The 19,851-nt window shown below is 35.7% G+C and carries 21 protein-coding genes; 12 read left to right on the forward strand and 9 right to left on the reverse strand.

The genetic code is table 11. From position 1 onward, the window contains the following. Nucleotides 1-281: 281 nt before the first annotated feature. From DN394_RS08810 to DN394_RS08820, 3 genes are all read left to right on the forward strand, one after another. Nucleotides 282-1,721 (forward strand): alanine/glycine:cation symporter family protein, encoded by a 1,440-nt coding sequence (locus tag DN394_RS08810; protein ID WP_098953696.1) that lies wholly within the window; start codon nt 282-284, stop codon nt 1,719-1,721. A gap of 365 nt (nt 1,722-2,086) precedes the next feature. Then, complete coding sequence (locus DN394_RS08815; RefSeq protein WP_000673848.1) at nt 2,087-3,268, forward strand: NupC/NupG family nucleoside CNT transporter; 1,182 nt, start codon at nt 2,087-2,089, stop codon at nt 3,266-3,268. A 352-nt stretch (nt 3,269-3,620) separates the two neighbouring features. Beyond that, nucleotides 3,621-4,802, forward strand: coding sequence for a NupC/NupG family nucleoside CNT transporter (locus DN394_RS08820; RefSeq protein ID WP_046960038.1), 1,182 nt, complete (start codon nt 3,621-3,623; stop codon nt 4,800-4,802). A 43-nt stretch (nt 4,803-4,845) separates the two neighbouring features. Here DN394_RS08820 and DN394_RS08825 read toward each other — a convergent pair whose 3' ends face one another. From DN394_RS08825 to DN394_RS08835, 3 genes are all read right to left on the reverse strand, one after another. Continuing rightward, the gene (locus DN394_RS08825; protein WP_098705153.1) at nt 4,846-6,015 is read right to left on the reverse strand and encodes a DUF418 domain-containing protein; all 1,170 of its coding nucleotides are present in this window, start codon (nt 6,013-6,015) and stop codon (nt 4,846-4,848) included. Between the two features lie 148 nt (nt 6,016-6,163). Next, nucleotides 6,164-6,670, reverse strand: coding sequence for a ferritin (locus tag DN394_RS08830; protein ID WP_046955624.1), 507 nt, complete (start codon nt 6,668-6,670; stop codon nt 6,164-6,166). 53 nt (nt 6,671-6,723) lie between these two features. Beyond that, complete coding sequence (locus DN394_RS08835) at nt 6,724-7,047, reverse strand: MazG nucleotide pyrophosphohydrolase domain-containing protein (protein WP_098705154.1); 324 nt, start codon at nt 7,045-7,047, stop codon at nt 6,724-6,726. Between the two features lie 73 nt (nt 7,048-7,120). Here DN394_RS08835 and DN394_RS08840 point away from each other — a divergent pair, with 73 nt between their 5' ends. Then, on the forward strand, nt 7,121-7,699 hold the full coding sequence (locus DN394_RS08840) for an LOG family protein (protein ID WP_098705155.1): 579 nt from the start codon (nt 7,121-7,123) through the stop codon (nt 7,697-7,699). A gap of 118 nt (nt 7,700-7,817) precedes the next feature. Continuing rightward, nucleotides 7,818-8,099, forward strand: a complete 282-nt coding sequence (locus DN394_RS08845; protein WP_098705156.1) for a hypothetical protein — start codon at nt 7,818-7,820, stop codon at nt 8,097-8,099. Between the two features lie 16 nt (nt 8,100-8,115). Here DN394_RS08845 and DN394_RS08850 read toward each other — a convergent pair whose 3' ends face one another. From DN394_RS08850 to DN394_RS08860, 4 genes are all read right to left on the reverse strand, one after another. Beyond that, nucleotides 8,116-8,313: a hypothetical protein gene (locus DN394_RS08850; RefSeq protein ID WP_000656314.1), complete on the reverse strand. Its 198-nt coding sequence runs from the start codon at nt 8,311-8,313 to the stop codon at nt 8,116-8,118. Nucleotides 8,314-8,744: 431 nt separating this feature from the next. Then, entirely contained in the window at nt 8,745-8,918 is a 174-nt protein-coding gene (locus DN394_RS28915; protein ID WP_170955600.1) for a hypothetical protein, read from the reverse strand. Nucleotides 8,919-9,009: 91 nt separating this feature from the next. Then, a complete protein-coding gene (locus tag DN394_RS08855) occupies nt 9,010-9,450 on the reverse strand; it encodes a Dps family protein (RefSeq protein ID WP_046955628.1) in 441 nt (146 codons plus the stop codon). Nucleotides 9,451-9,663: 213 nt separating this feature from the next. Continuing rightward, nucleotides 9,664-11,097 (reverse strand): alanine/glycine:cation symporter family protein, encoded by a 1,434-nt coding sequence (locus DN394_RS08860; protein WP_098091903.1) that lies wholly within the window; start codon nt 11,095-11,097, stop codon nt 9,664-9,666. A 409-nt stretch (nt 11,098-11,506) separates the two neighbouring features. Here DN394_RS08860 and DN394_RS08865 point away from each other — a divergent pair, with 409 nt between their 5' ends. The 7 genes from DN394_RS08865 to nprB all read left to right on the forward strand — a co-directional run bounded on the left by DN394_RS08865 (nt 11,507) and on the right by nprB (nt 17,528). Beyond that, entirely contained in the window at nt 11,507-12,004 is a 498-nt protein-coding gene (locus DN394_RS08865; RefSeq protein WP_001026069.1) for a cation:proton antiporter regulatory subunit, read from the forward strand. Continuing rightward, a complete protein-coding gene (locus DN394_RS08870) occupies nt 12,005-13,204 on the forward strand; it encodes a cation:proton antiporter (protein ID WP_000380224.1) in 1,200 nt (399 codons plus the stop codon). 80 nt (nt 13,205-13,284) lie between these two features. After that, the gene (gene uptA / locus DN394_RS08875; RefSeq protein WP_000900204.1) at nt 13,285-13,878 is read left to right on the forward strand and encodes an undecaprenyl phosphate transporter UptA; all 594 of its coding nucleotides are present in this window, start codon (nt 13,285-13,287) and stop codon (nt 13,876-13,878) included. 137 nt (nt 13,879-14,015) lie between these two features. Further along, complete coding sequence (locus DN394_RS08880) at nt 14,016-14,450, forward strand: DUF3920 family protein (RefSeq protein ID WP_046960033.1); 435 nt, start codon at nt 14,016-14,018, stop codon at nt 14,448-14,450. A 112-nt stretch (nt 14,451-14,562) separates the two neighbouring features. Beyond that, the gene (locus DN394_RS08885; RefSeq protein ID WP_098091902.1) at nt 14,563-14,973 is read left to right on the forward strand and encodes a MarR family winged helix-turn-helix transcriptional regulator; all 411 of its coding nucleotides are present in this window, start codon (nt 14,563-14,565) and stop codon (nt 14,971-14,973) included. Nucleotides 14,974-15,024: 51 nt separating this feature from the next. Then, nucleotides 15,025-15,720 (forward strand): pirin family protein, encoded by a 696-nt coding sequence (locus tag DN394_RS08890; protein WP_046960031.1) that lies wholly within the window; start codon nt 15,025-15,027, stop codon nt 15,718-15,720. Nucleotides 15,721-15,878: 158 nt separating this feature from the next. After that, nucleotides 15,879-17,528 carry a neutral protease NprB gene (gene nprB, locus DN394_RS08895; protein WP_098091901.1) on the forward strand — a complete coding sequence of 550 codons (1,650 nt, stop codon included), beginning with the start codon at nt 15,879-15,881 and terminating at the stop codon, nt 17,526-17,528. 42 nt (nt 17,529-17,570) lie between these two features. Here the strand turns inward: nprB and DN394_RS08900 are convergent, their stop codons facing one another. Next, nucleotides 17,571-17,888, reverse strand: a complete 318-nt coding sequence (locus DN394_RS08900; RefSeq protein WP_000082523.1) for a metal-sulfur cluster assembly factor — start codon at nt 17,886-17,888, stop codon at nt 17,571-17,573. Between the two features lie 117 nt (nt 17,889-18,005). Continuing rightward, on the reverse strand, nt 18,006-19,697 hold the full coding sequence (locus DN394_RS08905) for a methyl-accepting chemotaxis protein (protein ID WP_149293743.1): 1,692 nt from the start codon (nt 19,695-19,697) through the stop codon (nt 18,006-18,008). Between the last annotated feature and the right edge of the window lie 154 nt (nt 19,698-19,851).

A 19,851-nucleotide genomic window follows, 5' to 3' on the forward strand; every position in this document is an offset into this window, starting at 1 on the left:
TAAATGATAAAAAGGGTGAGAGGGAATTATTAATATAATTTTGTTTGTTCATTATTCTCGTTATTTGTAGAGAACGCACTGTCTTAAAAGTATGACTGGTCGAATGGGATGAGTGATTGAGTATTGGATAAATGCACGTACTGGTTATATTTTCACGTGAAAAACACATATGTTAAGAAGTTTAACGTACTCATGTTACAAAACCTAACATAAAGTTCTTGATTACTAAAAGTTTTTAGAATATAATTTTCTTATTGTTAGGAAGAGGGGGCAATGCAATTATGGATTTTTTAGCTAAGGTAATTGGGGATGTAAATAATGTCCTTTGGTCATATATCATTATTGCGATGTTAATTGGGTTAGGACTTTACTTTTCATTTCGTGTGAAATTTGTCCAAGTTCGTTACTTCGGTGAAATGATTCGTTTGCTTGGGGATGGGGCAAGTTCGAAAACGAGGAAGGCTCAAAAAGAGAAGAGCGGTGTATCATCGTTCCAAGCTTTTTGTATGAGTACAGCCTCTCGTGTAGGTACTGGTAACTTAGCTGGTGTAGCTATCGCAATCTCAGCAGGTGGACCAGGAGCAGTATTTTGGATGTGGTTAATCGCGGTAATTGGGGGTGCTTCTGCATTTGTAGAGAGCACATTAGCGCAAATATATAAAGTAAAAGATGGGAATGCGTTCCGTGGTGGTCCAGCGTATTATATGGAAAAGGGTTTAAAGAAACGCTGGCTAGGAGTTGTCTTCTCTGTTCTAATAACAGTTAGTTTCGGATTAATTTTCAACGCCGTGCAGTCAAACACAGTAGCGGCGGCTTTTGATGGAGCATTTAACACAGATGGTAAGTTTGTAGGTCTGTTTATGGCTGGTTTACTTGCAATCATTATCTTTGGCGGAGTAAAACGTATTGCACGTGCGGTTGAAATGATCGTTCCAGTAATGGCGATTATTTATGTAGCAGTAGCATTATTCGTTGTTGTAACAAACATTACGGCAATTCCGTATGTATTTAAAGAAATTTTCTTACATGCTTTCGGAATTAAAGAAGTAGTGGGCGGGGGATTAGGAGCTGCGATTTTACTAGGGGTAAAACGCGGATTATTCTCAAATGAAGCAGGTATGGGTAGTGCGCCGAACGCAGCTGCGACTGCAAACGTAACGCACCCAGTTAAACAAGGTTTCATTCAAACTTTAGGGGTATTTACAGATACATTATTAATTTGTAGTTGTACAGCATTTATCATTCTTTTATCAGATGTGCATAATGCAGCTGATTTAAATGGTATTCAATTAACGCAGCAAGCATTAAGCCAACATATCGGACCGTGGGCGTCTATATTTGTAGCAGTTGCAATCTTCTTGTTTGCATTTAGTTCATTAGTAGGTAACTACTACTATGGTGAAACGAATATTGAGTTTTTAAATGGAAGTAAAGTTTTACTAAATGCTTATCGAATTGCTGTACTTGGTATGGTTATGTTAGGATCTGTAGCAACAATTCAAATCGTTTGGGATTTAGCAGATTTATTCATGGGTATTATGGCTATTATTAACTTAGTTGCGATCGTATTCCTTTCTAAGTACGCTTTCGCGGCATTATCAGATTACGTAAAGCAAAAGAAACAAGGAAAAGATCCAGTCTTCTACGCAAATTCTATTCCAGGCCTGAAAAATACAGAGTGCTGGGATGAGCAAGTAGCGGAGAAAGAAAAAGCAGTATAATGAGGTGAGCATCAAGTGAAACTTGATGCTCATTTTTTTGTTTTATCCTACTATTTGTGAACAGTAAAACTCTCGATTGATACGGGCTAATAATCAGTGGGGATGATACTGATTAAAGTTTCGCTATATAATGTAAAAGACGAACATTCATGAACGTTTTATAATAAAATGTAATTTTTTTAAGAAAAGTGCGGATATGAGTTGTGATTTATGTTAGAATGGAAAATGCCTTTGAAACAAGAGGTTTTATGATCTTTCCTATCCGATTGAAGGTTTTAGAGGAGAAATGGAAAGTTCGGATTATTTCTTATTTCAAGTGGTCAGACGTTCAACGTTAATGAAGAGTTAAATGGAGGATTTTATTAATGAAGTTTGTTATGTTTCTTGTAGGATTGCTCGTTGTATTCGTACTCGGTTTTCTTATAAGTGCCGATCGAAAGAAGATTAAGTATAAACCAATCGCAATTATGCTTGTTATTCAGCTAGCGTTAAGTTATTTCTTATTAAATACGCAAGTTGGTTATATTTTAGTAAAAGGAATTTCAGATGGATTTGGCGCGCTTCTTGGATATGCGGAAGCTGGAATCGTTTTCGTATTTGGCGGTCTTGTTAATAAAGGAGAGGTTTCATTCTTCTTAACAGCGTTATTACCAATCGTATTCTTTGCCGTTTTAATCGGAATTCTGCAACACTTTAAAATTTTACCGATATTTATTCGTGCTATTGGTACTGCGCTAAGTAAAGTAAATGGTCTAGGAAAACTAGAATCATATAACGCAGTAGCAGCTGCCATTGTTGGGCAAGCGGAAGTATTTATTACCGTAAAAGATCAATTAAGTAAAATCCCAAAACATCGTTTATATACATTATGTGCATCTTCCATGTCGACAGTATCAATGTCAATCGTAGGTTCTTATATGAAAATGATCGAACCGAAATATGTAGTAACAGCACTTGTATTAAATTTATTTAGTGGTTTCATTATTATTCATATTATTAACCCGTACGATATTACAGAAGAAGAAGATACACTGAAATTAGAAAATAAGAAAAAACAGTCATTCTTTGAAATGCTAAGTGAATATATTATGCTTGGTTTCACGATTGCAATCACAGTAGCGGCAATGTTACTTGGTTTCGTAGCATTAATTACAGCAATTAATAGCTTGTTTGATTCAATGTTCGGTATTACATTCCAAGCTATTTTAGGATACATTTTCTCACCATTAGCATTTGTAATGGGTATCCCGCAAGCAGAGATGGTAACAGCGGGACAAATTATGGCAACAAAATTAGTATCAAACGAATTTGTTGCGATGCTGGATCTTGGAAAAGTAGCTGGTGATTTATCAGCTCGTACAGTTGGTATTCTTTCTGTATTCCTTGTATCATTTGCGAACTTCTCATCAATCGGAATTATCGCAGGTGCAACGAAAGGTATCGATGAAAACCAATCAAATGTTGTATCATCATTCGGTCTACGCCTTGTGTATGGTGCGACATTAGTAAGTATTCTATCAGCAATTATCGTTGGTGTTATGTTATAAACAAAGATGGCCCTAGCTTATAGCTAGGGCTATTTTTTATGGTAAATTTGCATGAAAAAACCAATTAGTTAGGAATATATTAACATATAAAAATCTTTTAAAATTTATATTGCATTTCGATTAGATAACGCTTACAATTTGATTTGTAGGTGGTATCAATTTCAGACTTTCAAGTATGGTAGGAGAGAAGAAGCTACCTTTTATAAATTGCAATTTATGTAAACGCTTACTGATTTTAGAAAACAGTTGAATAATATTTAGGGGTTTTAAATTTTTTTAACATCAATGGTCGGACGTCATTCGTTATACGTTATACGACCGATAACTCGTGGGAGAAGTGGAGGATTCACATATGAAGATCGTAATGTTTCTAGTCGGTTTACTTGTAGTATTTGTACTAGGGTTCCTTATCAGTTCAGATCGTAAGAAAATTAAATATAAACCAATTGCACTTATGCTTGTCATTCAATTGGTACTTGCGTATTTCTTACTAAATACAAAGGTCGGATTTGTATTAGTAAAAGGGATTGCAGATGGGTTTGGTGCTATTTTAAAATTTGCGGAAGCAGGGGTTAATTTCGTATTTGGTGGTTTAGCAAATGATGGACAAGCACCATTCTTCTTAACAGTATTATTACCAATTATTTTCTTAGCAGTACTAATCGGGATCTTACAACACATTAAAGTATTACCGATTATCATTCGTGCAGTCGGTTTCCTATTAAGTAAAATTAACGGCTTAGGAAAACTAGAATCATATAATGCAGTAGCAGCTGCAATTGTTGGTCAAGGTGAAGTATTCATTACAGTGAAAGATCAACTAAGCAAATTACCGAAAAATCGTTTATACACACTTTGTGCATCTTCCATGTCAACAGTATCGATGTCAATCGTCGGTTCTTACATGAAAATGATTGATCCAAAATATGTAGTAACAGCACTTGTATTAAACTTATTTAGTGGATTCATTATCGTTCATATTATTAATCCATATGACGTAAAAGAAGAAGACGACATTTTAGAATTACAAGAAGATAAAAAACAAACATTCTTTGAAATGTTAGGCGAATATATTATGCTTGGTTTCTCTATCGCTGTAACAGTAGCGGCGATGTTAATCGGTTTCGTAGCATTAATTACAGCAATTAACGGTGTGTTCGATTCAATTTTCGGAATCACATTCCAAAGCATTTTAGGATACGTTTTCTCACCATTAGCATTCGTAATGGGTATTCCAACATCAGAGATGCTAACAGCAGGACAAATTATGGCAACGAAATTAGTAACGAACGAATTTGTTGCAATGCTTGACCTTGGAAAAGTAGCTGGTGATTTATCAGCTCGTACAGTAGGTATTTTATCTATCTTCCTTGTATCATTTGCAAATTTCTCATCAATCGGAATTATCGCAGGTGCAACGAAGAGTATCGATGGCAAACAAGCAAACGTTGTATCTTCATTCGGATTAAAACTTGTATACGGTGCAACGTTAGTAAGTATATTATCAGCGATTATCGTTGGGGTTATGCTTTAATAAATTAAGAAAAGCAATGAGCGTAGGCTCATTGCTTTTTTATTTAACTTGCTCTATCTAAGTCTCTTTTAAATTGTGGTTTCTCCAAATAAGTTCCAAGCCTCCATATATACTCAACAGGACCTATTCGATATTTTCGCAGCCAATATGTGCTAACAAATAATTGAATTGTATAGATTCCAATCGTTAAAAGAATACCGAAGAAATATCCTATTTTACCGAATAAGCCAAAGCCGTATGCGTAAAAAATTGTTGTTGTGATAATGGACTGGGCTAAGTAATTACTAACCGACATTTTTCCCATATTGGCCATGTATGTTAGTAGACGGGTTGCTTTTTTGTAATGGAATAATAAAATAATTGTGCTTCCGTAAAAGAAGGTCATGGTTACTGGTGTAAGGCCGTCTTGTAACATAAGTACAATAGGATGTTTGACGAACATAGCTGAAATTTTGATTGTAAAAGAGAAAATACCAGTAAGAAGACAGATCCTTTTGACAACAGAGATATGTTTATCAATCTCAAATAACCACCCTTTTTTTCCTACGTACATACCGATTAAGAAAAGTGGAGATAGGAAAATGAGTGTAAAAAGTGTTATAAAGGTTAATCCGAAGAAACCGTCAATGCCTATATATTCGAAAGGATTTTCAGTTAACCTAAAGTTGACATGATCCATATAGCTTCCAGTCTCATGAACTTTATGTTCTTTTTCAATATAAGGAGCAAAATCAGTAACATTTGTATTTGGGTCAGTTGAATAAGTCATAAGTGTAAGGAGTGCGAGTAGAATAGTTGCCCAAATTAATAATGTTTTTGGCTTTCTGTTTATAAACATCAGTAAGAAAATCCCGATGAGGCCATATGAGAATAAAATATCCCCGGACCAAATGAGCACGCCGTGAATAAAACCTAGTAGTAAAAGAATAAGAATACGACGTAAATATGTAGGGGAAAACTTTTTTCCTTTTGCGACAATGCTTTTTTGTAACAAAATAATGCTAAGACCAAATAAAAAAGAGAATAAAGAAATGAAATTTTGTGTGCCGAAAAATTGAATAAACCAATTAGCACCTTTATCGAGTCCGCCAAATATATAGGATGGTTTTTCATTAGCGAAGAACCCGAATTGAATTAATGTTATATTAACAAGTAAAATACCAAATAAAGCGAAGCCACGCATGGCGTCAACAACTTCTACACGTTGATTCATTTTTTCTCTCCTCGTATATTATTTTATATTGAAAATAATACCATTTTATAGTGGGCGCTATGTCAAATATGAGGAAATTTAAGGTGATTTTAAGCTAGAGAGAAAATAAAAAAATCACCTTAATACATTCATTAAGGTGATTGAAACACTACTCAGCTGGAGGCGTAAATGTACGTTTCTCTAATTCAGCATCTAGCATAAATAGTGCGTTTGAATCGCTTGTAATACGTTTTAATTTTTGGATGATGCTATCGAATGAAGATTCTTCTTCTACTTGCTCATCGACGAACCATTTTAAGAATGTAATTGTTGCATGCTCACGCTCATCCCAAGCGATATCAGATAAGTTGTAAATACGCTTCGTTACTTCACGCTCGTGTTCAAGTGCCACTTCAAAAGCGTTCAGTACAGATTCGTATTTGTTATTTGGATTATCAAATCCAGTAATAATAGCGCGCTCACCGCGGTCATTAATGTAGTTGTAAAGCTTCATTGCGTGGAAACGTTCTTCTTCAGCTTGTACAAGGAAAAAATTAGCGAATCCATCATAGCTCTCCGCCGTACAGTAAGCAGCCATCGCCATATAAGCATGGGCAGAGTAAAATTCAAAGTTCATTTGATCGTTTAATGCGTCGTGCAATTTTTTAGATAACATAAAATCCCCCTTAGTATTGTGACAAGAATATTATACCATAATTGATAATATTCTCATTTGGATACTTCGAACCTTTTCGAAAGCTTTGTGACGTGTGCTTCCATAATGTCTTGTAAATCTAAATCATATTTTTGTGAAAGAATAATAAGATTAGATAGTACATCACCAAGTTCTTCTTTTAACTCTTGTCTTAGTTCTTCTTCTGTTTTCACTTTTTCGTCAGGACGATCACGGCCAATTTCGATTGCGCGAACAACGCGTGAAACTTCTCCAACTTCCTCTGTTAAGAAATTTAAGCGAATAAAGGAATTATACTGTGACCAGCTTCGTTTTTCGTAAAATTCCTCCACCCATCTTTGAAATGCGATGATATCCATTTCTTCCTCATCCCTTCAATATGTTGTACAATATTCATTGTATCATAACAATATATAGTTTCGGGGTGTAGGGATGAGAAAGATTTGTGTGTTTGCAGGTTCCAACTTAGGGGAGAGACCTGAATTTAAAGAGCAGGCAATAGCGTTAGGAAAAATGTTTGTTGAGAACGATTATGAGCTTGTATACGGTGGTTCTTGCGTTGGATTAATGGGAGAAGTAGCAAACGAAGTTCTTCGTTTAGGCGGGCGCGTAACAGGTGTTATGCCGCGCGGTCTATTCCGAGGAGAAATTGTCCATACAGGATTAACAGAATTAATTGAAGTAGAAACGATGCACGAGCGCAAAGCGAAAATGGCAGAGCTTGGGGATGCTTTTATTGCATTACCAGGCGGATACGGAACGTTTGAAGAGCTATTTGAAGTAGTATGTTGGTCACAAATTGGTATACATAATAAGCCAGTTGGTTTATTGAACATAAAAGGCTTTTATGGACCAATTTTGCAAATGGTTGAACGTGCAGCAGAAGAAGGGTTTATGAATCCATCAAATAAAGAATTGATCGTTTCAGCTGAGACGGCAGATAAACTAATTCATGCAATCCAAAATTACGAGCGTCCTGTTTTAGGAATGAAGTGGAAGCAGCTATCATAATACAATTTTATAGATATTTTTGGAAACACATGTCATTTTACTTTGAAAAGGCATGTGTTTTTAATTTGGTTAAATATGTTAATGTTGAGATATAATGTTTTTGGAAAAGGAGAAATAGATGGAGGAGTTTGTGTATTTACGTCCTGTTTTTAAAAGTATATTAACAGCATCTATTCTTGTTATGCTAATTGTTTCAACACAGAAGAAAGAGCTAATTAATGGATTTTCGCTTTGGTTTATTTCGATATTGTGTATCGGTGTTGCCGCGATAACGTTGTTTATGTCTGGGTTTATCGTTGATGAGTATAATCTAGCTGGGGATGCACAGAGTTTTAGCATGTTTATTGCTATCGGCTGTATTAGCGGTTTGAATTTTATTATTTATTATAGACGGCAATAAAAGAAGGCATTCCGTATTACTTTGGAATGCCTTTATCACTTTGATTACTTTGTTTTTTATACAGGTACCAGCCACCCCAGCCGCCACCAATTGCTACAACAACGAGGAAAGCATAGTCTTTAACCTCGACACGTATATTGAAAATATTAGCTATAAGTAAGAGAATCCCAACTGTTATTAACGCAAAAAATGCTCTAATTAAGTAGTCTTTCAACTGAACCACTCCCGCCATTTAAGTAGTAAATGATGAATATGGAAAAGCTTTTTTGGATCTATTTTACTAAAGGGTGTTACCTATATTTTAACATAAAAGGGATTGTAATATATTGATAAAAGTAGAAGAGAGGGGTGCTAATATTGTCGTGTTTTGTCGGTAAGTCGATATCCTATGTCGAATCGTCGATATAATGAAAAAATCGTTGATATATTGTGGGTTATCGTCGATATATTTGAAAAATCGTTGATATAATTTCGTGTACCATTGAATGCGACCACTTCATAGAAAAAAGCGACTCTGAACGAGTCACCTCCGCTTTAAATGATATCCAGCTCCGGTGACTAGAACAGTCGGTCATTTCGCCCCTTCCTGTGAGGCAAAAAGCGCCTCTTCGTCAGGAGCTCCAATGCCCTCTTGTTCTGAGCGAGTCACCTCCGCTTTAAATGATATCCAGCTCCAGCGGCTAGAACAGTCGGTTGTTTCACTCCTTCATTCGAGGCAAAAAGCGCCTCGTAATCAGGAGTTCCAACACCCTCCTGTTCTGAACGAGCCGCTTCCGCTTTAAGTATTATCCAGCTCCAGCGGCTAGAATCTCCGGTCATTTCGCTCTCTCGCTCGAAGCAAAAAGCGCTTCAAGGTCGAGAGCTCCAATGTCCTGCGATTCTGAGCAAGCCGCTTCCGCTTTAAAATCTATTATTGATTCAAGAATGCGCGTAGCATCCAAGCGTGTTTTTCTAGTTCTGTGTAGATGCCTAGTAGTAGGTCAGATGTCATTTCGTCATCAGAGTTTTGAGCGATTTCCATGCCTTTTTTCAGTTCGACTAGCATCATTTCGTAGTCTTTCATGATTGCTTCAACCATTCCTTCTGCAGTTTCGCCGTATGCTGCTTCTTGAATAGAAGATAGTTCTAAGTATTCTTTCATTGTTGCTACTGGTTGGCCGCCAATTGCTAAAATACGTTCTGCAATTTCGTCGATGTGAGTAGCTGATTCTGTGTAAAGTTCTTCGAATTTCTCGTGTAATGTGAAGAATTGAGGGCCTTTTACGTACCAATGGAAGTTGTGTAGTTTTGTGAATAAAATGCTCCAGTCTGCTACTTGTTTGTTTAATACTTCGATTACTTGTTTGTTCATTATGATCAATCTCCTTTTGAGTTGTTATGTTATATCAATTACTAATTTATAATTATTATAATCTAGTAATTCGTATAAATCAACCCTTTTGCTGGAATTAATTTGAACAAATTATGAATTGTTATAAATAAAAATCCCTATTACGGTGAAGTAATAGGGATTTTGTTTGATATATAGCTCTTGTTCTGAACGAGCCGCTTCCGCTTTTTGCTGTTACACAGCCTTTTGCTTTTCTTCTACATCCTGTCCATCCCAGCACTCTGTATTCTGTAAGCCAGGGATAGAACTTGCAACGAAGACAGGATCTTTTCCTTGTTTCTTTTGCTTTATATAGTCTACTAAAGCTGCGTATGCAAACTTGCTAAGGAATGAGATGGCAATTAAGTTTGTGAATACCATTAGTCCCATAAAGAAATCAGCTAAACTCCAAACCGTTTGAAGGGCAGCGATAGATCCGAAGAACACCATTCCGACAACTGCAATACGATAAATGAGTAACCATGTTTTGCTTTCTTTAATGAATGCGATGTTTGTTTCGCCATAATAGTAGTTTCCTAGTAAAGAACTGAAAGCGAATAGGAAAATAATAATCGCTAAGAAAGTGCTTGCCCACGGTCCAATTTGTGAACTTAATGCTTGTTGTGTTAATTCAATACCTTCTAAATTCGACCCTTTGTAAAGTCCAGAACATAATACGATAAATGCTGTTGATGTACATACTAAGAATGTGTCCACGAAAACACCTAATGCTTGAACAAGTCCTTGTTTTACAGGATGAGATACATCAGATGTTGCTGCTGCGTTAGGAGAACTACCCATACCTGCTTCTGTCGCGAATAGACCACGCTGAATTCCGAACTTGATTGCTGCTCCAATACCACCAGCGATAGCTTGGTCTAAACCGAATGCGCCATTAAATATTTCCATAAAAATGCTTGGTAACATATTGAAGTTGTTAATTACGACAAAAATAGCCACGGCAATATAAATGATCGCCATTGGAGGAACAATCATTTCTGTAATACGTGAAATGCTCTTGATACCACCAAAAATAATAACTGCAACTAATAAAGCTAATAGAGCTCCTACGATCGTTCGCTCTAGTCCAAAAGCATTTTCAAACGCTATTGTTACTGTATTTGCTTGTACAGAATTGAAAATTAATCCGTACGCAACTGTAATAAGAAGTGAAAACCAAACACCCATCCAGCGTTTGTTTAATCCTTTTTCCATGTAATATGCTGGTCCACCACGGAACCTGCTTCCATCTTTTACTTTATAAATTTGCGCGAGCGTACATTCTACGAAACTAGTAGCTGCTCCGATAATTGCGATAAACCACATCCAAAATATTGCGCCAGGTCCACCCATTGAAATGGCTAATGCTACACCAGCTAAGTTTCCAATACCGATACGTGCCGCTGCACTTAAGCAAAATGCTTGGAATGGAGAGATGCTATCTTTCTTTTTTTCTTTTCGATTAAATCCTTTACTAATTAAACTGACCATCTCACCGAAATGAGTAATTTGGACGAATTTTAATTTGAAAGAGAAATAAAGACCGAAGCCGATTAGCATTGCAATAAGAATATATGACCATAAAATATTATTCGTTACCTCAAGGAATCTGCTAAAGATATCAACCATATAATACACTTCCTTTTTTCCGTAATAAGAAAATTATATGCAAAAAATATACGAGAATCAATTTTTCTAAAAAATTATGTTACTTAAACGTATTTCGTGTTATGATTATGTTACATAGTAATATTTTTAGAATTATTTACATTTTAAAAAACTAAATTTAAAACGAGAAAGAGGGGATAATTTGAAAGAAGAATCTTTATTGAATGTAAGCCTTAAGAGTTTGAAAATGAGAAGTAATATATTTTTTATCATTACATCTTTAAGTATTTTTTTAGGAGCCACTTATTATTACAATAAAAGATTTCCAAGTCATAGGTATCCTGAATGGTTAGAATTTCTAAAATTGATTGGATGAACAAAAGACGGAAAAACAGAAAATTAAAATAAAGAAGTTATGGAGGAGCTAAATATGAATATTAGAGAAAGTGAACTTCCGGGTATTGGTTATAAGTTTCAAATCGTTACGAAAGGTAACGAAAAGATGGTGATTGTCATTCATGATGATGGGCGTAGAGAAATGTATCATTTTGATTCAGATCATGAAGAAAGCATCTCAAGTATTTCATTACGTGACTCAGAGGCGAGACAAATTGCAGCAATATTAGGTGGAATGGTATACAAACCTAGAGCATTAGAAAATGTTGAGATGGTCTTTGAAGGTTTAGCAATTGAGTGGTTTAAAGTGGAGAATGCAGCTCCGGCAATCGGAAAAACAATTGGCGACCTTGAAATAAGAAAAACATATAGCGTAACGATTATTGCAGTTATGAAAAAGAATATGAAAAAGCTATTCAATCCAGGACCAGAAACGGTCATTGAAGAAGGCGATATGCTTGTAGTTTCAGGTGAGAGAGAAGAAATTAAAAAAATTATTAATGAGTTACTTTCGAATAGGGGGACTGACTAGATGGATACGTTAATTTTTGAAGTTGGTACAGCTTTAGTTTTAGTGGCAATTGCGGCGGTAATTGCTGGAAAGTTTAAATTCTCAGTAATTCCTTTTCTAATTGTTCTCGGGATGTTAGTAGGTCCGCACGCACCGACAATAGGTGTTATCGATCTCAAATTTATTGAAAGTGCAAGTGTAATATCCTTCCTTGGACGGATTGGTGTTCTGTTCCTTCTGTTCTACCTAGGACTAGAGTTCTCGATGAAAAAACTAATTAAATCTGGACGTTCTATTGCGATTGGCGGAACAATCTATATTTTAATTAACTTTTCACTTGGATTATTATACGGATTTATAATGGGATTCCCTTTACTAGAAATCTTAATTATTGCGGGTATTATTACGATTTCTTCTAGTGCTATCGTTGCTAAAGTGTTAGTGGATTTAAGAAGAACTGGTAATAATGAAACCGAATTAATTTTAGGAATTATTATGTTTGAAGATATATTCCTTGCTGTATATTTATCAGTCGTTTCAGGCTTAGTTCTTGGGGATCATGCTTCATTCTTAGGTGCTCTTACTTCAATTGGAATTGCTTTAGGATACATGCTTCTCTTCTTTATTGTAGCTAGAAAGGCGACGCCGTTATTAAATAAATTGCTCAATATTAGTTCAGATGAAATTTTCATTATTGTAGTATTTGCTTCGTTATTCTTTATTGCAGGTTTCTCGGAAACAATTCACGTTGCCGAAGCAATTGGAGCACTTCTTTTAGGATTAGTTTTCTCTGAGACAGAGCATAGTGACAGAATTGAACATCTTGTTGTTCCATTTAGAGACTTTTTCGGAGCTATTTTCTTCTTCAGTTTCGGATTAAGCATTGATCCGTTTTCATTAGGCGGAGCGATATGGTTAACGTTAGGTGCTGTCCTTCTTACAATCATCGGAAACTTTGTTGCAGGAATGATTGCAGGGCGACAAGCTGGATTATCTCATAAAGCATCAACAAATATTGGATTAACAATTGTTTCAAGAGGAGAATTCTCCATCATTATGGCCAATATCGGCATCGCCGGTGGTTTAATGTCAGTCTTGAAACCATTCTCGGCACTATACGTGCTTATACTATCCATCTTAGGTCCACTTCTGACGAAAGAGTCAAAGAATGTATATAAATTTTTAAATAAAATCTTTAAGTGGGATACGAAGACTAGCTAATTTTAAAAAAATAAAAGTACAAGATATTTACTGCTTGTACTTTTATTTTTTGCAATGAAAACAGTAAAGAGAGGTACATGATGTTAGGAGAGTTGATTCATTCCGTTTTAGTTTTTCTAGAAGGACTTGGTTATTGGGGAATTATGCTTGGATTAATGCTAGAGGTTATCCCAAGTGAAATCGTATTATCTTATGCAGGTTATTTAGTATCAACAGGAAGCATTACGTTTTGGGGCGCTGTCGCGTTCGGTACAATTGGTGGTGTAATCGCACAATTATTCATTTATTGGATCGGTCGATACGGAGGAAGACCCGTCCTTGAGCGATATGGAAAATATATTTTAATTCAAAAGAAACATATTGATTATGCTGAAGCGTGGTTTAATCGTTACGGAACTGGTGTTATTTTTACAGCGCGTTTTATTCCTGTTGTGCGTCATGCTATTTCGATACCAGCAGGGATTGCAAAAATGTCACATGCTAAGTTTATTACGCTAACTACATTAGCTGTTATTCCGTGGTCGATTGTATTTGTATATTTAGGTTTTAAATTAGGAACAGAGTGGGAAAGTATTAATAAAGTCGCTGGGCCATATGTGAAATACTTTGCACTTGCTGCTATTGTTTGTGCAATTGGTTACTTTGTATTAAAAAAAATGATGAAAAAAAAGTGATTACGGAAAAGGAATCTATGTCGGTATAGATTCCTTTTTTATTGGCATTTTTTCAAGGATGAAAGAATACGTTTAATATTTACCATATTGTGGCATACATATAGGAAAAGGGAGTTTGGAAAGGGGATTATAGAAAAATGGAACTCCAGTTTCAAAATGTATATCAACAGGTGGAGAATTGGTATGTGTTGGATTCGGAGCTTCCTTGGGATGTCAAAAGGCTTAGAGATGATTTGTTTTCACTGATTGAAGTATGTAAAACACCAGTTATTTTTTGCGATACGTGTGATGCGAATCATGTGCTTCTATCATTAGGAGAAGAAGAAGAGGAATTCTTATTCCCAGTAGGTGGTTTTTATCATAAAGAAAAACAATTAATTTTTGTTTGTATGTGGGAAGAGTATGAGCAGGTGCTCAAAACACTATTGCATGAATTTCGCCATGCGATGCAGCATAAGAGGGAAGTATTGTATGTTGGAAGTGAATTGTACGAAGATAGATGGATTGAGAAAGATGCGAGAAAGTTCGCGGAGAGGAAGTTAGATGAATATAAAAATAGAAAGTTAATGTAAAGCATAGTGGAGAAATGGCACTGTGCTTTCTTTGCTGATTACTAAAAGTAAGTGATTGACTTTTATAAAGTTTAGTTCTAAACTAATGGTGTGAAACGAGCGAGGTGATAGAATGAAAACAGAAGATAGACTCGGGTTACTATTGTGGTTTCGTTTATCACGTTTTTATAATAAAAGTATTCGTGAGACGAATCAGCATTTGAAAGAATGGAATGTATCTGCCGCTCAGTTTGATGTGCTAGCTCAAGTTGGAGGATATAATCGTCTAACGCAGCAAGAGCTCGGAAATAAACTATTTGTTACGAAGGGAAATATCACGCAGCTATTAAATAAAATGGAGCAGCTGGAGTGGATTCATCGTGAACAAGAAGGTACTACAAAATATATTTCGTTAACAGAAAAGGGAAAAGCTTTATATGAAGAAATCGTCCCGCCTCAAGAAACTTTCCAAGCGGAGCAGTTTCAAAATTTAAATGTAGAAGAACGACATCAATTATTAAAATTACTAAAAAAACTACAGTGAGAAAAATTTTTAAAATAAATCTTGAATTCGAGATAATATGAGGTGAAGGATATGTTTAGAAAAGTTGATCATAAAAATATGGGAAGAGCAAATCATGGTTGGTTAAATACACATTTTCATTTTTCCTTTGCGAACTACTATAACCCGAATAACATGAACTTTGGAGCATTGCGTGTAATTAATGATGACCTAGTAGCGGCACAAACTGGTTTTGATATGCATCCGCACCGCGATATGGAAATCATTTCGTACGTTGTAGATGGTGCTTTAACACATGAGGATAGCATGGGGAACCGCGGAACAATTGAGCGAGGACATGTTCAATATATGAGTGCTGGCACAGGTGTATTTCATAGCGAGCATAATTTAGGAAATGAAACACTACGTTTATTACAAATTTGGATTTTACCAGATCGTGCGGATCATAAACCAAACTATGGTGAGTTTACATTTGATTGGAGTAAGCGTGAGAATGAATGGTTCCATATGGTATCTCCAGTAGAAGGAGAGGCACCAATTCGTATTCACCAAGATGCAAATTTATATTCTTTATCGTTAGATGCCGGAAAAGAAATTCATTTTCCTGTGCGAGAAGGCCGTCAATTGTATCTTGTTCAAATTGAAGGAAGTAGTGTAATAAATGGTGAAAGCCTTGTTATGCGTGATGCAGCAGAAGCGATAGAAGAGGATATTCATATTGAAGCGAAAGAGCAATCACATTATTTAGCAATTGAATTGAAAAAATAATCGAACGTTTATGGAAAAGAGGACATCGAAGGGATGTCCTCTTTTTTTGAGTGGAATTGTCAGAAAAAACTTTCTCAATATTTAGATAAAGGTATTAGCCCGGAAAATAAGAATTGTATAAAAGTGTCAAAAATCTTTAGGGAATGGGGAATGTTATAGTGAAAAAGCAAGTCATTTCATCAGCATTAGCCTTAACTGTTATCGCCGGGGGATTTGGAACATTTGGAGCAACGACAACGAAAGCGGAAGAACAAAAAATTCAATATCATCAAGAATTTAAAACGCCTGCATACATAGGTGAAGAATGGAAAGCACCGGAAGGACTAGATAAAAAAGAGACAGTCTTTCAGTATTTAGAGAGTAAGAAAGATATGTTTAAATTAGCAGGAAATATTGATAAACATTTCAATGTCGTTGGGGAAGAAAAAGATGCTGAATCTGGCACAACACACGTGAAGTTAGTTGAGAAACATAATAACATTCCTGTGTATGGTTCAGATCAAACTGTTACACTAGATAAAGAAAATAATGTAAAAGCATTCTTTGGACAAGTTATTCCGAACTTAGAGGATAAAAATATTCCTGCAGCTGCAAGCATTAGTGCGGAACAAGCAGAAACGATTGCAAAGGCAGATATTGAAAAAGAAGTTGGTAAAGTAAAGAGTTATGACGGTGTGAAAAAAGATTTATTTGTGTATGAAAAAGATGGGGATTTCTATCTTGCATATTTAGTGAAAGCATCGATTTCAAAGCCAGCTCCAGGATATTGGCATTATTTTGTTGATGCAACAAATGGAAATGTTATTGAGAAATATAATGCTGTAGATAACATTACTGGATTTGGTTACGGAGTATTAGGTGCTAGACAATCATTTGAAATTGCTCAAGATACGAAAACAGGACAATTCAACTTGTTTGATGGTAAACGAGGACAAGGTATTCATACATTTGATGCAGAAAATATGGACGAGAACTGGTTTAATTTATTCTCACAATGGCTTGGATATACAGGAGAAGAAGTTGAAAGTAAATCTAAATTCTTCGAAGATAAAGCTGCAGTTGATGCGCATGTAAATGCAGGAAAAGTATATGATTACTACAAAAAGACATTTAATCGTAACTCTTTCGATGATAAAGGCGCGAAGCTTATTTCAACTGTTCACGTAGGTACAGCTTGGAATAACGCTGCTTGGAACGGTGTACAAATGATGTATGGTGATGGTGATGGAAAAACATTCATTCCATTATCTGCTGGACTAGATGTTATCGGTCACGAATTAACGCATGCTGTAACTGAACATACAGCAAACCTTGTTTATAAAAATGAGTCAGGTGCGTTAAATGAATCGTTATCTGATATTATGGGTGTTATGGTTGAGAAGAAGAGCTGGGATTTAGGTGCTGACATTTATACACCTGGAAAACCTGGTGATGCACTTCGCTCTCTGAAAGATCCAGCATCTATTCCAAATCCATTAAAACCAGGTGAAGGTTACCCAGATCATTACAATAAACGCTACACTGGAACAGCTGATAATGGCGGCGTTCATATTAACAGTAGTATTAACAATAAAGCTGCCTATTTAGTATCTGATGGCGGAGAGCATTACGGTGTGAAAGTAACTGGAGTAGGCCGTGAAGCGACAGAAAAAATTTATTACCGTGCTCTTACGAAATATTTAACTGCAAACTCTGACTTTAAGATGATGCGTCAAGCTGCTCTTCAGTCAGCTGAAGATTTATATGGTAAAAACTCTAAAGCTGTACAAGCTGTAACGAAAGCTTATGATGCAGTAGGCGTAAAATAATTAGAGAAAAAGACCTGACTAGGATGTCAGGTCTTTCTTTATTTAGTCGCGAATACCTAATGCGATTTTCGCCATACGTGACATGCGTTCTTTAGACCAGGGCGGATTCCAAACGACATTTACTTCTATTTCATTGACTTCAGGTACGTTCGTTGATAATACTTTTTTTACGTCTGATACAATTTGCCCAGCCATTGGACAACCGATAGAAGTCATCGTCATCGTAATGACAGCATTATTATTTTCATCTGCTGTAACGTCATAAACTAATCCAAGATTAACAATATCAACACCTAGTTCAGGATCAATAACAGCTTCTAAGTTTGCATATAACTTTTCTTCAAATGCTTGTTGTGACATGTGTAGCACCCCCTACATATTAATGATATCGATTCTCATTATAACGGATATATATATAATATGCAGGGAATGAGCTCAAAAAAATATTCCTCTTAAAAGAGGAATATTTTTTGAAAGCTATTCAGTTTTGAAATGAGATACGAGTTGATCTAATTCTTGAACTGTTTGTTTCATTTGTCTAGCAGTTACAGTCATCTCATTCATAGTAATGACCTTTTGCTCAGCAGATTGTGCGGTTGCCGCTGTTTCACTAGATACTTCAGTCGAAATAGAAGCGATGTTATTCAGTGAAGCGTTCATTTCTTCAGCGCTTGCAGCCATTTCCTCAGCGGTTGCTGAGATGTCTTGCATTTGAGTAGATACTTTATTTACTTGTTCCACAATCGTTGTGAAAGAGTTGCCAGCTTCACGAATGACATGAATACCTTCAAATGCTTCCGAACGACCTTGTGACATCATAGAACTTGCAGTTTCAGTGTCTTGTTGAATTTGATGTAGTAATTGGTTAATATCTGTTGCCGCTGTTTTAGATTGTTCCGCAAGTTTTCGAACTTCGTCAGCTACGACAGCGAAACCTTTTCCTTGTTCGCCAGCACGAGCTGCTTCGATAGATGCATTTAAAGCAAGTAAGTTTGTTTGTTCTGCGATATTAGAAATAGATTGAACAGCTGTATCAATATATTTCGTGTGAGTGATTAGACGTTCGACCACTTCTGACGTAGCATTTACCGCGTCGTGTATCGTTGTCATTTGTGAAACAGATTTTTGAATAACTAAACTTCCATCGTTAGCCTGTTCAGATGTAGTTACAGCAAGTTCAGTTACAGATGAAGCAGATTCAGCAATACGCTGAACGCTTACTGTCATATCGTCCATTGCAGTTGAGCTTTCTTCCATACTAGAGGCTTGCGATTGAATATTTGCATTTAAGCTAGACATCGAGCTTTGAACTCTTATTGTTGCCTCGCGTGATATATTCGTCTTTTCTAGCATATTTTCAGAAGCGTTTTGTACTTCCACAGATGTTTTTTGCACACGATTGATGATATGTTGTAGGTTTTCTAACATTTTATTAAAGGATGTTGCGATTGTACCAATTTCATCATTGCTATTTACTTGTAGGCGAGCTGTTAAGTCACCTTCTTGAGATGATAATTCTTTTAGCTTATTATCAATTTGTTGAATTGGTTTTACAAGTTTACCAGAGAACCACCATGCAAGAATGATAGCTACGGTAATACAAATAACAAGTGATAAGAAGATAACATATTCAATTTGTAGTGAAGATTGATCAATTTTTTTGATAGATTCGTCACGTAACTTGGCTTGTTCATTACTATAATTTGTGAAGTCACCAATTACTTTATAAACGGCACCATTTTCTGCATAAGCTACTTGTAGAGCCTCTTCCCACTTTTGTTCTTTTGCAAGAGTGAAAACTCTTTCTTCAATAAATTTTCTCCAAGTCGATCCTGATTCCATTGTATCTTTCACGGATTGAGAAATATTTGGATTAGAAAGAAGTTTATCTTTTGAATCCTCCAGACGTTTACTCATCTCATTAAACTTGTCTAATTCGACTTGATCATGTTGTAATAAATAACCTCTTAAAGCAGAAAGTTGTACTTGATAAGCGTCTCCACGTTCTTTCAATTCTGTTGCAAGGGGAGAAATTTCTTTTTGTAAAGCTTCAGCTTTATGAGATTGGTCAATAGCAAAAAATAAAATAAAAGCTAAGGCGATTCCAAATAAAGCGCAAATCGTTCCCATCATGAACATAAGTTTTTTTCGAATGCTAATAAAATTCATATGATAAAAAGCCTCCTTTGTGAAATCTTAGTATTAGAATTAATAAATTTAAAAAATTGAAAGAAAGCTTTACTCCATCTGGAACAAAGCTTTCTTCTTTCCTTTAGGAATTATAGCAGACGGAATGAGAGATAGAAAGAGATATTTTAAGGTG

Origin of the sequence: Bacillus sp. BB081 (assembly GCF_008368895.1) — a bacterium.
GTDB classification, from domain to species: Bacteria; Bacillota; Bacilli; order Bacillales; family Bacillaceae_G; genus Bacillus_A; species Bacillus_A wiedmannii.

Excerpts from the sequence above, each read along its gene's own strand:
- DN394_RS08810 (WP_098953696.1), top strand. The coding sequence starts at position 282 with ATGGATTTTTTAGCTAAGGTAATTGGGGATGTAAATAATGTCCTTTGG.
- DN394_RS08815 (WP_000673848.1), top strand. The coding sequence starts at position 2,087 with ATGAAGTTTGTTATGTTTCTTGTAGGATTGCTCGTTGTATTCGTACTC.
- DN394_RS08820 (WP_046960038.1), top strand. The coding sequence starts at position 3,621 with ATGAAGATCGTAATGTTTCTAGTCGGTTTACTTGTAGTATTTGTACTA.
- DN394_RS08825 (WP_098705153.1), bottom strand. The coding sequence starts at position 6,015 with ATGAATCAACGTGTAGAAGTTGTTGACGCCATGCGTGGCTTCGCTTTA.
- DN394_RS08830 (WP_046955624.1), bottom strand. The coding sequence starts at position 6,670 with ATGTTATCTAAAAAATTGCACGACGCATTAAACGATCAAATGAACTTT.
- DN394_RS08835 (WP_098705154.1), bottom strand. The coding sequence starts at position 7,047 with ATGGATATCATCGCATTTCAAAGATGGGTGGAGGAATTTTACGAAAAA.
- DN394_RS08840 (WP_098705155.1), top strand. The coding sequence starts at position 7,121 with ATGAGAAAGATTTGTGTGTTTGCAGGTTCCAACTTAGGGGAGAGACCT.
- DN394_RS08845 (WP_098705156.1), top strand. The coding sequence starts at position 7,818 with ATGGAGGAGTTTGTGTATTTACGTCCTGTTTTTAAAAGTATATTAACA.
- DN394_RS28915 (WP_170955600.1), bottom strand. The coding sequence starts at position 8,918 with ATGACCGGAGATTCTAGCCGCTGGAGCTGGATAATACTTAAAGCGGAA.
- DN394_RS08855 (WP_046955628.1), bottom strand. The coding sequence starts at position 9,450 with ATGAACAAACAAGTAATCGAAGTATTAAACAAACAAGTAGCAGACTGG.
- DN394_RS08860 (WP_098091903.1), bottom strand. The coding sequence starts at position 11,097 with ATGGTTGATATCTTTAGCAGATTCCTTGAGGTAACGAATAATATTTTA.
- DN394_RS08865 (WP_001026069.1), top strand. The coding sequence starts at position 11,507 with ATGAATATTAGAGAAAGTGAACTTCCGGGTATTGGTTATAAGTTTCAA.
- DN394_RS08870 (WP_000380224.1), top strand. The coding sequence starts at position 12,005 with ATGGATACGTTAATTTTTGAAGTTGGTACAGCTTTAGTTTTAGTGGCA.
- uptA (WP_000900204.1), top strand. The coding sequence starts at position 13,285 with ATGTTAGGAGAGTTGATTCATTCCGTTTTAGTTTTTCTAGAAGGACTT.
- DN394_RS08880 (WP_046960033.1), top strand. The coding sequence starts at position 14,016 with ATGGAACTCCAGTTTCAAAATGTATATCAACAGGTGGAGAATTGGTAT.
- DN394_RS08885 (WP_098091902.1), top strand. The coding sequence starts at position 14,563 with ATGAAAACAGAAGATAGACTCGGGTTACTATTGTGGTTTCGTTTATCA.
- DN394_RS08890 (WP_046960031.1), top strand. The coding sequence starts at position 15,025 with ATGTTTAGAAAAGTTGATCATAAAAATATGGGAAGAGCAAATCATGGT.
- DN394_RS08900 (WP_000082523.1), bottom strand. The coding sequence starts at position 17,888 with ATGTCACAACAAGCATTTGAAGAAAAGTTATATGCAAACTTAGAAGCT.
- DN394_RS08905 (WP_149293743.1), bottom strand. The coding sequence starts at position 19,697 with ATGAATTTTATTAGCATTCGAAAAAAACTTATGTTCATGATGGGAACG.